Source organism: Providencia sp. 2023EL-00965 (assembly GCF_033550225.1).
GTDB classification, from domain to species: Bacteria; Pseudomonadota; Gammaproteobacteria; order Enterobacterales; family Enterobacteriaceae; genus Providencia; species Providencia manganoxydans.
Genome location: NZ_JAWUEH010000008.1, coordinates 106,285 through 120,250 on the forward strand (window position 1 = coordinate 106,285; position 13,966 = coordinate 120,250).

Sequence of the window (13,966 nt, forward strand, 5' to 3'; positions counted from 1 at the left end):
CAATAGTAACGTTCAGATTGCTGCGTTTTGTTACGCCGAAGTGGCTTCATCAATATTGAGTAGTGCTAAGTCTTTTTTGCGCAGTACTAAGCTGACTCGATGAGTTTCGATTTGTATTGGATCGCCTAAAGGTGCGAAGCGGACAACTTTAAAAATAGAGCCGGGCAAGAGGCCTAATGATAATAGTTTTTGTCGGTAAGCGGGGCTTATCTCTGGTGAGAATCCCAATATTTTATAACTGTGTTGAGGAAGTAATGACATAAAGCCTTCCATTCATTATGGGTAATAATATTGATAATTATTATTAGAAATATAGATATACACAAGCAAAAAACGTGGTTAAACAGAAATAAATCTAATTAATAATAAGAATTATAATCATCAATGATTAGCTATATTTAGCCTCTTTTTTCGTCAAATTGAATTGATGTGGATCAACGATATATTGTGTTTACGAGGAAGAAACGGCGTTTCAAGGAAATGATTGAGGTGAATAAAGAAGTTTCAATGTATTCACTTTTTTAATTATTAACTGAATGAAATTGGTTTGGTGATAATAAAAAACCTCTACAATCAATCTATTAAAATGATTGTAGAGGTTGAGGTTGATTAACGCTTTTTGCCAAATGCAGCAGCAAGAGCATCGCTCATTGCACTGTTGCCGGCTGAGGCGTTATTTTTTCGTGATATGTCACGTTGTGGTGTAGGTGCTTTACGTGCGCCCTTATCGGCTTGGTTATTGGCTCGACGAGGTGAGCTATTCGACTCTCCCGGCTGTTCATCAAGACGCATCGTGAGTGCAATACGTTTACGAGGGATATCAACATCAATCACCTTCACCTTAACAATATCACCAGCCTTAACCACCTTATGTGGGTCTTCAACATAGCTGTTAGAAAGCGATGAAATATGTACTAAGCCGTCTTGGTGAACACCGATATCCACGAAGGCACCAAAATTGGTGACGTTAGTGACTGAGCCTTCTAAGATCATGCCAGGTGTTAAATCATTCATGGTTTCAACACCTTCAGCAAAGGTGGCAGTTTTGAATTCAGGACGAGGGTCACGACCCGGTTTTTCTAGTTCTTTAATGATATCGGTAACTGTCGGCACACCAAATTGCTCTGTGGTGAAATCACGCGGACTTAAGTTATTCAAGGCCTGTGAGTTACCCATGATTTCTTTGAGTGGCTGGCGAACAACCTCAAGGATTTTTTCAACCACTGGATAGGCTTCTGGGTGAACCGTCGATGCATCAAGTGGATTATCTCCATTAGTGATGCGCAGGAAACCCGCACACTGTTCAAAAGCTTTAGGGCCAAGGCGAGCTACTTTTAATAATTGCTTTCTATCATTGAAGCGACCGTTTTCATCACGCCAACTGACGACGTTTTGAGCAATCATCTTGCTCAAACCTGCGACTCGAGTGAGTAGCGCAACTGAAGCGGTATTTAAATCAACACCCACTGAGTTTACGCAGTCCTCAACGACAGCATCAAGTTTACGTGCTAACTGAGTTTGGCTAACATCGTGCTGATATTGGCCTACACCGATAGATTTCGGGTCAATTTTCACCAACTCTGCGAGAGGATCTTGCAGGCGACGTGCGATAGAAACGGCGCCGCGTAGGGAAACATCTAAATCAGGGAATTCTTGTGCTGCTAGCTCGGATGCAGAGTACACGGATGCTCCCGCCTCACTGACGATCACTTTTTGTGCTGTCACTTCTGGATATTGTTTTTGCACTTCAGCAAAGAAACGTTCTGTTTCTCTTGATGCGGTACCATTACCAATTGCCACCAGTTCGACCTGATGTTTTTGACATAATGCTGCAACAATGGCTGCTGCTTTTGCCGCTTGGCCGGTATGTGGGTAGATAGTATCAGTCGCAATCAGTTTTCCTGTTGCATCAACAACCGCAACTTTAACACCGGTACGTAGGCCGGGATCGAGTCCCATCGTTGAGCGCATACCTGCTGGCGCGGCCATCAGTAGGTCATTGAGGTTACGAGCAAATACATTGATTGCTTCTTCTTCGGCTTTTTCACGCAATGCGCTCATAATTTCTGTTTCGAGATGCAACAGAACTTTCACACGCCATGTCCAACTAATGACAGCTTTGCGCCATTGGTCTGCTGGTTGATTATTTAATCGAACATCAAGGTGGCGGGTAATAATTTCTTCACAGTAACTTTCTTTTGGTGGTTCTTCGAACTGAGGGTCACAATTAAGTGAAAGTTGTAAAATGCCTTCATTGCGCCCACGAAACATAGCCAACGCGCGATGAGAAGGTACAGATGCGACAGGTTCTTGATGTTCAAAATAGTCACTAAACTTTGCACCTTCAGTTTGTTTACCATCAATTACTTTGGCAACAATATGGGCATTTTTCATTAAATAGTCACGAACTTTAGCTAACAGGCTGGCATCTTCGGCGAAACGTTCCATTAAAATATAACGTGCACCATCAAGAGCCGCTTTGGTATCTGCCACTCCTTGTTGTTCATTAACGTAGTTTTGTGCTAATTCGTCAGGCGATTGGCTTGGATCGCTCCATAAAGCATCAGCTAAAGGCTCTAAGCCTGCTTCAATAGCAATTTGCCCACGGGTACGACGTTTAGGCTTATAGGGGAGATAGAGGTCTTCAAGTTCAGTTTTATTGAGTGTTTCGTTAATAGCGGCAGCAAGTTCGGGGGTTAGTTTTTGTTGTTCTTCAATTGATTTAAGAATGGTTTGCTTACGATCATTTAGCTCTCTTAAATACCCTAAACGGCTTTCAAGTTGACGAAGCTGCGTATCATCTAGCCCACCCGTTACTTCTTTACGATATCGAGCAATGAAAGGAACGGTATTACCTTCATCCAATAAGGTGATAGCAGAAAATACCTGTTTAGGTTGTGCTTGCAGCTCTGCTGCGATTATCTGGCTTAGAGTTTCATTCATGTCGCTTTTTAATACCTAATCATCAAAGAACAGTTAAAAAATTCATTGCACTGTTATACTTGCATAGGCGCAGAATTTCTAGGGTGAAGTTTATTCAAATCAAAGAAAGGTCTTGCGTATAATTTATAATTATCTAACTTCTTTTTTAATTGATTAAAAATATGAATAAGAGTCTTTTAATTACACGTGAAGGTTGGGATGCGCTGGACAAAGAGCTTAAATATCTTTGGAGAGAAGAGCGCCCTAGAGTGACTCAATCTGTTTCTGAGGCGGCCGCACAAGGGGATCGTTCAGAAAATGCGGAGTATATTTATGGCAAAAAACGTTTACGAGAGATTGACCGTCGTGTGCGTTTTTTGTCTAAAAGACTGGATCAACTGAGAATAGTTGAACCTGACCCAAGGCAAGAAGGACGTGTTTTTTTTGGGGCATGGGTTAAACTTGAAGATGATAATGAAAATATCAGAATATTCCGGTTAGTGGGTGCTGATGAATTTGATCCAGCAAAAAATTGGATATCTATTGACTCTCCAGTGGCTCGCGCACTAGTTGGTAAGCAGGTTGACGATGAAATTACAGTACGTACTCCTGGTGGAATTGTGAACTATTGCGTCTTAGATATTAGTTATAAACCACTAACCGGATAACGTGTAAAATTATTCATTAAATTTCAAGTTGATGGTAAATTATAACATTAACTATTTTATATTTAGCTTATACACAAAATAATTCGGGTTTGATGGCTGTTATTGGTTATATGACGGTGACACTCAGGCAGCTTGGAATATGATAGTATATTCTTAATTTTTAAAAATAATTTCGATAGATTGCACATCTTGAGGGCTACAAAATGCAAGAAAGTTATAAAGTTCTTGTCGTCGATGATGATATGCGTTTGCGTGCCTTGCTAGAACGCTACCTGACAGAGCAAGGTTTTCAAGTTCGCAGTGCTGCGAATGCCGAGCAAATGGATAGGATCTTAACTAGAGAATCTATTCATTTAATCGTGCTAGATTTAATGTTGCCAGGTGAAGATGGTCTGTCAATTTGTCGCCGCTTACGCAGTCAAAACAACCCAATTCCAATTATTATGGTGACCGCAAAAGGCGAAGAAGTGGATCGTATCGTTGGTCTAGAAATTGGTGCAGATGATTATATACCTAAGCCTTTCAATCCACGTGAATTATTGGCTCGTATTCGTGCAGTATTACGTCGCCAAGCGAATGAGTTACCAGGCGCGCCATCTCAAGACGATGCAGTGATCACTTTTGGGAAATTTAAACTCAATCTTGGTACGCGCGAAATGTTCCAAGGTGAAGAAAATATGCCTTTAACGAGTGGTGAATTTGCGGTACTGAAAGTACTGGTTTCACACCCAAGGGAACCATTATCTCGTGATAAGCTAATGAGTTTAGCAAGAGGTCGTGAATACAGTGCGATGGAACGTTCGATTGACGTCCAAATTTCACGTTTACGTCGTATGGTTGAAGAAGATCCAGCTCACCCACGTTATATCCAAACTGTTTGGGGATTGGGCTATGTATTTGTACCGGACGGCAGTAAAGCATGAAGCGACTGAGGTTCTCTCGACGTAGTACATTTTCTCGCTCGTTATTTTTGTTCGTTGCGTTACTTTTTGCCAGCTTAGTCACCAGTTATATGGTGGTGTTGAATTTTGTTGTAATGCCAAGTTTGCAGCAATTCAACAAAGTACTGGCTTATGAAGTGCGAACATTAATGACGGAAAAAATGGTGTTGCAAGACGGAACCACAGTACGGGTATCACCTGCTTTACGAAAAAAAATCTATAATGAATTAGGTATTACCTTTTATGCCCAGTCAGCAGCAATGGAAGAAGGTTTGAATTGGGCTAAAGAGTATGATTTTCTCAGTGAAAACATGTCTGATTATATTGGCGGTGAAGCTCAGGTACGCTTAGAGCTTGGCCGTGAATATCCGATCTTATGGCTAACTTCCTATCTTGCCCCTGATATCTGGGTGCGAGTCCCTTTGACTGAAATCGGGCAGAACCAATTTTCTTTGGTGTTCCGTTACACTTTAGCGATCTTTCTATCTATTTTTGCTGGTGTTTGGCTATATATTCGTTACCAAAACAAACCTTTACTTGAGCTTGAATATCATGCGAGCCAAGTAGGGAAAGGTGTGATTTTACCGGCGATGAAAGAGAAAGGTGCCACCGAAGTGAAAGCGGCGATCCGCTCGTTTAACCATATGTCAGCTGAAATCAAAACGCTTGAAAATGACCGTACCATATTGATGGCTGGGGTCAGCCATGATCTGCGTACGCCTCTCACTCGTATTCGTTTAGCAACGGAAATGATGAGTCCTGAAGATGGCTATCTTGCTGAATCAATCAATAAAGATATTGAAGAGTGTGATGCAATCATAGGCCAATTTATGGATTACCTAAAAACAGGTCAAGAAATGAATATGGAGTTCTGTGACCTGAACGCAATTTTAAATGAAGCGGTTACCTCAGAAAGTAGCGTGACAGGCGAAATTGAAACGGCATTTGAGCCGGGTCATTTGATTGTTAATGGTAACCCATTAGCGATTAAGCGTGCTATCACGAATATGATTGTCAACGCGTATCGTTATGGGAATGGGTGGATTAAAGTCAGCAGTGGTAAAAATGAAGATTCGGTTTGGTTCCAAGTGGAAGATGATGGTGCAGGGATCAAAGAAGAAGATATTCAACGCTTATTCCAACCTTTTGTACAGGGGGAAAAAGCACGTAGTAATACCGGTACGGGTCTAGGGTTAGCGATTATCCGCCGTATTGTCGATGCCCACGAAGGTAATATCGAAATTCATAAAAGCGAACGTGGCGGCTTTGCCATTCGTGCACACCTACCGTTAAAAGAAAAAGAAGAGTGAGTTATATGGTGCGTTGATGACGCTCTAGCGGCTTTTGTCATCTTATTGCTTCTTACTTTTCAGGTATGTTCTCTCCTAGTTATTCATCCTATAAAGCAAAACTACATAATTTATAAATAATAGCATCGTTATATAAAAGACTTAGTGGTTATTTTACTTTGATAATTGGCGGGAATAAAATTATTGGGGTATATGATATGAACAATATGAAAGGAATAGCGAGTAATGGAAATTCTGTGACACGTTTTCACGATTCAAAGATAAAAACAAATTATCCAAAAAAGAGTGGTGAAACGAGTTTTTTAAAGAAAATAAAAAGATTTATTAATAAATTAGAACATTTTAGCTTACAAAAAACAGTGAAGCCTAAAGATACACAGCTTCGTGAGCAAGTTCCGATAAATTTAAAAGCAGTATCAGTGAAAACAGCTCCCACATTATCTTTAGTCCCATCACTCGATTCTAGAGTAGTTACACCGCCCCCTCCTCCTCCGATGCCATCCGTAAATTCACTCATTACACCACCAATGGCGAAATTTGACGGTATTGCTAAAGGAACGACATCACAACCTCATGGGGAAGGTAAAGTTGGAATGGATGCGGTTATTTCGCAATTAAAAGAACATTCAGTGTTTAAGAAGAATGCAGAGAAATATCAAGTTACCACTGATGAAATAACGGGATCGATAAATACACCTCCATCACCACTACCGATGGTGAAGTTTGACGGTATTGCTAAAGGAACTGCATCACAGCCCCATGGGGAAGGTAAAATTGGAATGGATGCGGTTATTTCGCAATTAAAAGAACATTCGGTGTTTAAGAAGAATGCAGAGAAATATCAAGTCACCGCTGATGAAAAAATGGGTTCGATAAATACACCGCCATCACCACCACCGATAGCGAAGTTTGACGGTATTGCTAAAAGAATAGAATCGCAATCTCATGGGGATGGTAAAGCAGGCATGGATCAGGTAATTGCCCAACTTAAAGAGCATCCAATATTTAAATTAAAAGAAAGTGATTAATTATTTTTCAATCAATAAACTCGTATTTACGAGTTTATTGATTTATATCTAATGTTGATTCAGATCTTTTTATGACAGCTTATCACTTTTGTTTCAATACAGACTGACTTCATGACAAAATAATTACTATTTGATTTTGCTGATTATTTTGTTAATTAAGTTGATATTTTTTGACAATCGGCATATCAAAAAAATCAACTGTCATAAAACTGTCATAAATTAGACATGTTGCTGTCATCAAATTGTCCTATTTTTCCTACCGTGACATTTCACCAACAATTTACACTTAATTGTTTCTATACATCCCCGGAGGGATTATGAAAATGATGCGTACAACCTTAGCTAGCGTAATGGCAGCAACCCTTTCAATGACTGCAATGTCTTCTTTTGCTGCCACAAGCTTAACCGGTGCAGGAGCAACCTTTCCAGCACCCGTTTATGCTAAGTGGGCGGACTCTTATCAGAAAGAAACAGGTAATAAAGTGAACTATCAGGGGATCGGTTCTTCTGGTGGTGTTAAACAAATTAATGCAAAAACAGTTGATTTCGGTGCGTCAGATGCGCCATTGACTGATGAAAAACTAAAAGAAGATGGTTTGTTTCAGTTCCCAACCGTGATTGGCGGTGTGGTATTGGCGGTTAACGTAAAAGGTATTCAGTCAGGGCAGCTGACTTTAGATGGTGCAACGTTAGGTGATATCTATCTGGGTAAAATCACTAAATGGAATGATCCCGCTATCGCTAAATTAAACCCAGATGCGAACCTGCCAGACCAAAACATTGCTGTGGTTAGACGTTCTGATGGTTCAGGTACCACTTTTGTCTTCACAAGCTACCTGTCAAAAGTCAGCTCAAATTGGAAAAATGATATCGGCGCGGGTTCAACCGTTAATTGGCCGAAAAACAGTGTCGGCGGTAAAGGTAACGATGGCGTAGCCGCCTTTGTTCAGCGCTTACCGGGCTCTATTGGTTATGTTGAATACGCCTATGCAAAACAAAACAACCTTGCTTATACTAAGTTAGTTTCTGCTGATGGTAAGGTCGTTTCACCAACAGGTGAGAGTTTCAGCGCAGCTGCGAAAAAAGTGGATTGGTCGAAATCATTCGCTCAAGATTTGACTAACCGTGATGGCGATAACGCATGGCCAATCACTTCAACCACATTTATCTTAGTCCATAAAGACCAAGCGAATGCCGAGAAAGGTAAAGCGGTTCTCGACTTCTTTAACTGGGGTTATGAAAAAGGTGGCAAACAGGCTGAAGCGCTAGATTACGCGGTTCTGCCTCAAGAAGTGGTTACCGCAGTTCGTGCAGCATGGAAAACAGAAATTAAAGATAGCCAAGGGAAACCCTTGTTCTAAGATGTGAGGCAAGAGAGGCGAGAGCCTCCTAAAGGCTGGTAATGGTAGGCGGATGATGAGGAACACCATCCGCCTTCTAACGTAGTAACTAAATCCTACTAGTAAAGTAGGTGTAGGATGAGAAAAAGCGCATGGCCGAAAAAACAACGGCATTTAAAGCACCGAGTAAGTCAGGCGATGTGATATTTGGCGCATTAGTTAAGATTGCTGCGCTAATCACATTGTTAATGCTTGGTGGCATCATTATTTCCCTTATTTTTGCCTCGTGGCCGAGTATGCAGAAATTTGGGTTTTCGTTTTTATGGACCAAAGAGTGGGATGCTCCCGCAGAGCAGTTTGGTGCCCTTGTGCCAATTTATGGCACGATAGTGACATCGCTGATCGCTCTGATTATTGCTGTACCTGTTAGTTTTGGTATTGCATTGTTCTTAACTGAACTTGCTCCCAATTGGTTAAAGCGCCCGTTGGGTATTGCTATTGAGCTTCTCGCCGCAATTCCAAGTATTGTTTATGGTATGTGGGGGCTATTTGTTTTTGCGCCTCTGTTTGCTGAATATTTCCAAGAGCCTGTTGGCAACGTGATGTCGAGCATCCCGATCGTCGGCGAGCTTTTCTCAGGTCCTGCATTTGGGATTGGTATTTTGGCCGCGGGGATCATCCTTGCCATTATGATCATTCCTTATATTGCCTCAGTAATGCGTGACGTATTTGAACAAACCCCTGTCATGATGAAAGAGTCCGCATATGGTATCGGTTGTACCACATGGGAAGTGATTTGGAACATTGTATTACCTTACACTCGCAACGGGGTCATTGGGGGGGTTATGCTAGGCCTTGGTCGCGCACTTGGTGAAACTATGGCTGTTACCTTCGTGATCGGTAACACTTACCAATTAGATAGTTTCTCATTATTTATGCCGGGTAACAGTATTACTTCAGCGTTAGCGAATGAATTTGCTGAAGCGGAAAGTGGTTTACATACTTCTGCATTGATGGAACTTGGGTTGATCTTGTTTGTTATCACTTTCATTGTTCTCGCAATATCCAAGTTGATGGTGATGCGTTTAGCGAAGAACGAGGGCCGTTAATATGTCGACATCTCAACACATGATTGTTAATGACAAAGAACGTGCTCGCCGGCAAGCATGGCGTCGCCAAGTAAACCGCATGGCTTTGTTTGTCTCTATGTTAACCATGGCATTTGGGCTGTTTTGGTTGGTTTGGATCCTGTTCTCAACAGTGACAAAAGGGATTGATGGTATGTCCTTGAATCTGTTCACTGAAATGACTCCTCCACCAAACACTGAAGGTGGTGGTCTGGCTAACGCGATCGCAGGTAGTGGATTATTGATTTTATGGGCGACTGTGATAGGGACTCCGCTCGGTATTTTAGCGGGTATCTATTTAGCTGAATACGGTCGTAAGTCATGGCTGGCATCTGTCACTCGCTTTATTAATGACATTTTGCTCTCCGCACCTTCGATTGTTGTTGGCCTATTTGTCTACACTATCGTTGTTGCTCAAGTTCAACACTTCTCTGGCTGGGCAGGGGTGATTGCATTAGCATTATTGCAAATCCCTATCGTGATTCGTACTACAGAAAACATGCTCAAATTGGTACCTGATAGCTTGCGTGAAGCGGCATATGCGCTAGGTACGCCAAAGTGGAAAATGATTTTATCTATTACGTTGAAAGCATCAGTATCCGGGATCATTACGGGTATCTTATTAGCTATTGCACGTATCGCAGGTGAAACTGCCCCATTACTGTTCACATCATTATCGAATCAGTTCTGGAGTACAGATATGAGCGAGCCAATTGCTAACCTACCTGTAACTATCTTCAAATTTGCGATGAGCCCGTTCTCTGAATGGCAAGAACTGGCGTGGGCAGGGGTTCTGTTGATCACCCTCTGTGTCCTGTTAATAAATATTATCGCTCGCGTTGTGTTTGCTCAGAAAAAACACTAAACCCGGATCGAATAAAGAATTATAGAGAGAAGTAGCCATGATTAATGCAAATGAAATTGCAAACAGTAAAATTAAAGTACGTGACCTTAACTTTTATTATGGAAAATTCCACGCGTTAAAAAATATCTCGTTAGATATTGAAAAAAATAAAGTCACTGCATTTATCGGTCCATCAGGCTGCGGTAAATCAACGCTGCTGCGTACTTTTAACAAAATGTACGAGCTGTATGGCGAACAGCGTGCAGAAGGTGAAATTCTGTTAGATGGTCAAAATATCCTGACGGATAAGCAAGATATCGCTCTATTACGCGCCAAAGTTGGTATGGTATTCCAAAAACCAACCCCATTCCCGATGTCAATCTATGACAATATTGCATTTGGTGTACGTTTATTTGAGAAATTATCACGTGTTGATATGGATGAGCGTGTTCAATGGGCACTAACTAAAGCCGCACTGTGGAATGAAACAAAAGATAAGCTGCACCAAAGTGGTTATAGCTTATCTGGTGGTCAGCAACAACGCTTATGTATTGCGCGAGGCATTGCGATCCGCCCAGAAGTATTATTACTGGATGAGCCGTGTTCCGCTCTCGACCCCATTTCAACAGGACGTATTGAAGAGTTGATCAGCGAGTTAAAATCTGAATATACCGTGGTGATTGTGACTCATAACATGCAACAGGCTGCACGTTGTTCTGATTATACGGCCTTTATGTATTTAGGTGAGCTGATTGAGTTCAATGAAACAGACAAGATGTTTACCACACCTGAAATGAAACAAACTGAAGATTATATTACTGGCCGTTACGGTTGATATGGAGCCGACTATGGATACGCTGAACCACAACAAACATATTTCTGGGCAGTTCAATGCTGAACTGGAACATATCCATACTGAATTGATGACCATGGGAGGGTTAGTTGAAGAACAGCTCACCAAGGCGATCACTGCCATGCACAATCAGGATGAGGCTCTAGCACGCGAAGTTATCGAAAATGACCACAAAGTCAACATGATGGAAGTGGCAATTGACGAAGAATGTGTGAAAATTATCGCTAAACGCCAACCAACGGCAAGTGATTTGCGTCTGATAATGGCAATTTCAAAAACGATTGCTGAATTAGAACGTATTGGTGATGTGGCTGATAAAATTTGCCAAACAGCACTCGAAAAATTCTCTCATCAGCATCAACCGCTGCTGGTTAGCCTTGAATCATTAGGCCGCCATACCGTACAAATGTTGCATGATGTACTGGACGCTTTTGCCCGTATGGATCTGGAAGAAGCTATTCGTATCTATCGTGAAGATGAAAAAGTTGACCAAGAGTATGAAGGTATTGTGCGTCAACTGATGACCTACATGATGGAAGATCCAAGAACGATACCTAGCGTACTCACTGCGTTGTTTTGCGCGCGCTCTATCGAACGTATCGGTGACCGCTGCCAAAACATTTGCGAGTTTATATTCTACTATGTTAAAGGCCAAGATTTCAGGCATGTAGGCGGGGATCAGCTAGAGAAAATGATGACCAAAAAATAGCCGTCATACTTCGCGCCGTAGCGTTGTTGGCTGCAATCACGAACCCTAGTCACATATTTATGTATGCTCCTAGGGTTCCATATGCCCGTCATATTTCGCTCCACAGCGTTGTTGGCTGCAATCGCGAACCCTAGTCACATACTTTATGTATGCTCCTAGGGCTTCGCTCTTTTGCCGCCTAGCTGTAGAGCGAACTATTTAGGGCATGCATATTTAGATTTATTCTCATTTTCTAGAGTGTTATATATTTTTAATATTAATATCACCAATATCACCAATATCACCAATATCACCAATGTTTCAATTCTGTGTGCATTCCCATCAGAGCGTTCGGTTACGCTACAGATAAAATCCCCTTAAGGTAAAAAATAATTAACTTATCGGCTCTTAGGTAAATTATATTTTACTTTTTATGTTCTCTTCGCCAGCAATGCGCGACACGATTTAAAACACAATACTCATATTCCTTTTTATTATAAATATATTAATTAATAGTATTTCAAGAAATAAGGCTTCCTTGATAACTTGAGATGGTCGATTTACACAAATTTACCGTCAGGGGTGTTCAATGAAAGCTCGTGTTTTAACTACTGCATTACTTGCAGGATTTGCGCTGCTGGCTAACGTTGCCAAGGCAGATAAACTGGATGACATCAAGCAAGCTGGTGTTATTCGTGTCGCAGTGTTTGATAGCAATCCACCATTTGGGTTTATTGACCCACAAAGCAAAAAACTCACGGGCTACGATGTTGATATCGCGCAAGCGATCGCTGATAACCTTGGCGTGAAATTAGAACTGCGTCCAACCAATCCCGCTAACCGTATTCCACTGCTAACTTCAGGTAAAGTAGACTTAATTGGCGCTAATTTCACCATTACTGATGAACGCGCGAAACAAGTGGATTTTTCTATCCCTGACTTTGCGACAGGGCAGAAGTTTATCGCTCGTAAAGGCGTGTTAAAAACCCCTGATGATATTGCGCCACTGCGTATCGGTGCCGATAAAGGGACTGTTCAAGAAGTGACGCTGCGTGAACGTTATCCTGATACTAAAGTGATTTCTTATGATGATACTCCACAGGCGTTCGCTGCTCTGCGTAATGGTAATGTGCAAGCAATCACTCAAGATGATGCAAAACTGGTTGGTTTATTAGGTAATTTACCTGAAAAAGTAAAAGCGGATTTTGAAATTTCACCATTCAGTATTACACGCGAATATCAAGCGCTGGCAGCCTCTAAAGGTGAACAGCGTCTAGTTGAAAACGTCAACGAAGCGTTATTGAAACTCGAAAAAGAGGGTCAAGCAGAAGTGATTTATAACCGCTGGTTTGGTCCAGATACAAAAGCTGCTCAACCACGCGGTGATTTTAAATTCGCGCCGCTCGATCAGCAAAAGTAATTTGTAGTTCTTAATCAGTGATAACAACCCCGCTATCAATAGCGGGGTTGTTGGTTATCAAAGGCAGCATCTATGTTTGAAAAATTTATTAGCGGTGAATTTCTGTCGCAGCATTTTTTGGCTCCCGAGTATTTAACATGGTTTGGCTATGGGCTATTGCTGACGATTTGGATCTCGGTTTGTACCATTGTGGCTGCAACGCTATTAGGTTTTTTGGTTGCCTCGGCGAGGGATAGCCAAATAGCGCCATTGCGTTGGATAGTGAATATTTATATTTCGATTTTCCGTAATACACCGTTGTTAGTTCAACTGTTTTTTTGGGCCTTCGCATCACGTGATATTTTGTCACCTGACGTGATGGATTGGTTAAATACTCCCCATGAGGCCACTTTTTTAGGGATCACTTTGAGTTGGCCATCATATGAGTTTTTAGCCGGTTTTGTTGGGCTTACGTTATATACCATTCCTTTTATCGCGGAGGAAATTCGTTCAGGTATTCGTGGTGTACGACAAGGCCAAAAGTACGCTGCTTTTGCATTGGGTTTAACGGGATGGCAGTCAATGAGGTACGTTGTGTTACCACAAGCGGTAAAGATTGCGATGCCACCTTTGTTAGGGCAATACATGAATGTGGTAAAAAACTCTTCATTAACGATGGCAATTGGCGTTGCAGAACTCTCTTATGTATCACGTCAAGTCGATAGCCAAACACTCAAAACTTTTACTGCGTTTGGTATCGCGACAGTGTTGTACATTGCCATTATTGCGGTAATGGAAGCGTGGGGGCAGTGGCGAGCACAACGTAATTTAGCGGTGAGGGTATAA

At 41.6% G+C, this 13,966-nt stretch carries 13 protein-coding genes; 11 read left to right on the forward strand and 2 right to left on the reverse strand.

What is annotated here, in order from left to right:
• Positions 1–30 precede the first annotated feature (30 nt).
• Positions 31–261: a ferrous iron transporter A gene (gene feoA / locus SC428_RS11780; protein ID WP_070929478.1), complete on the reverse strand. Its 231-nt coding sequence runs from the start codon at positions 259–261 to the stop codon at positions 31–33.
• Positions 262–609: 348 nt separating this feature from the next.
• On the reverse strand, positions 610–2,943 hold the full coding sequence (locus tag SC428_RS11785) for a Tex family protein (protein ID WP_272580505.1): 2,334 nt from the start codon (positions 2,941–2,943) through the stop codon (positions 610–612).
• A gap of 161 nt (positions 2,944–3,104) precedes the next feature.
• Between SC428_RS11785 and greB the strand changes: the two genes are divergently transcribed.
• From greB to SC428_RS11840, 11 genes are all read left to right on the forward strand, one after another.
• The gene (gene greB / locus SC428_RS11790; protein WP_140186292.1) at positions 3,105–3,590 is read left to right on the forward strand and encodes a transcription elongation factor GreB; all 486 of its coding nucleotides are present in this window, start codon (positions 3,105–3,107) and stop codon (positions 3,588–3,590) included.
• 203 nt (positions 3,591–3,793) lie between these two features.
• Positions 3,794–4,513: a two-component system response regulator OmpR gene (gene ompR, locus SC428_RS11795; protein ID WP_008914404.1), complete on the forward strand. Its 720-nt coding sequence runs from the start codon at positions 3,794–3,796 to the stop codon at positions 4,511–4,513.
• Positions 4,510–5,841 carry a two-component system sensor histidine kinase EnvZ gene (gene envZ, locus SC428_RS11800; RefSeq protein WP_081336022.1) on the forward strand — a complete coding sequence of 444 codons (1,332 nt, stop codon included), beginning with the start codon at positions 4,510–4,512 and terminating at the stop codon, positions 5,839–5,841. The genes ompR and envZ overlap by 4 nt, the downstream gene beginning before the upstream one ends.
• 197 nt (positions 5,842–6,038) lie before the next feature.
• Positions 6,039–6,869, forward strand: coding sequence for a hypothetical protein (locus SC428_RS11805; protein ID WP_318707863.1), 831 nt, complete (start codon positions 6,039–6,041; stop codon positions 6,867–6,869).
• A 317-nt stretch (positions 6,870–7,186) separates the two neighbouring features.
• Positions 7,187–8,230: a phosphate ABC transporter substrate-binding protein PstS gene (gene pstS / locus SC428_RS11810; RefSeq protein ID WP_140179701.1), complete on the forward strand. Its 1,044-nt coding sequence runs from the start codon at positions 7,187–7,189 to the stop codon at positions 8,228–8,230.
• Positions 8,231–8,361: 131 nt separating this feature from the next.
• The gene (pstC, locus tag SC428_RS11815; RefSeq protein WP_070929472.1) at positions 8,362–9,318 is read left to right on the forward strand and encodes a phosphate ABC transporter permease PstC; all 957 of its coding nucleotides are present in this window, start codon (positions 8,362–8,364) and stop codon (positions 9,316–9,318) included.
• A gap of 1 nt (position 9,319) precedes the next feature.
• Positions 9,320–10,201, forward strand: a complete 882-nt coding sequence (pstA, locus tag SC428_RS11820) for a phosphate ABC transporter permease PstA (RefSeq protein WP_070929470.1) — start codon at positions 9,320–9,322, stop codon at positions 10,199–10,201.
• A 37-nt stretch (positions 10,202–10,238) separates the two neighbouring features.
• A complete protein-coding gene (gene pstB / locus SC428_RS11825) occupies positions 10,239–11,015 on the forward strand; it encodes a phosphate ABC transporter ATP-binding protein PstB (protein ID WP_070929468.1) in 777 nt (258 codons plus the stop codon).
• Positions 11,016–11,028: 13 nt separating this feature from the next.
• Positions 11,029–11,742: a phosphate signaling complex protein PhoU gene (phoU, locus tag SC428_RS11830; RefSeq protein ID WP_070929466.1), complete on the forward strand. Its 714-nt coding sequence runs from the start codon at positions 11,029–11,031 to the stop codon at positions 11,740–11,742.
• A 568-nt stretch (positions 11,743–12,310) separates the two neighbouring features.
• Entirely contained in the window at positions 12,311–13,141 is an 831-nt protein-coding gene (locus tag SC428_RS11835) for an ABC transporter substrate-binding protein (RefSeq protein ID WP_140179697.1), read from the forward strand.
• Positions 13,142–13,213: 72 nt separating this feature from the next.
• Positions 13,214–13,966, forward strand: a complete 753-nt coding sequence (locus tag SC428_RS11840; RefSeq protein ID WP_070929462.1) for an amino acid ABC transporter permease — start codon at positions 13,214–13,216, stop codon at positions 13,964–13,966.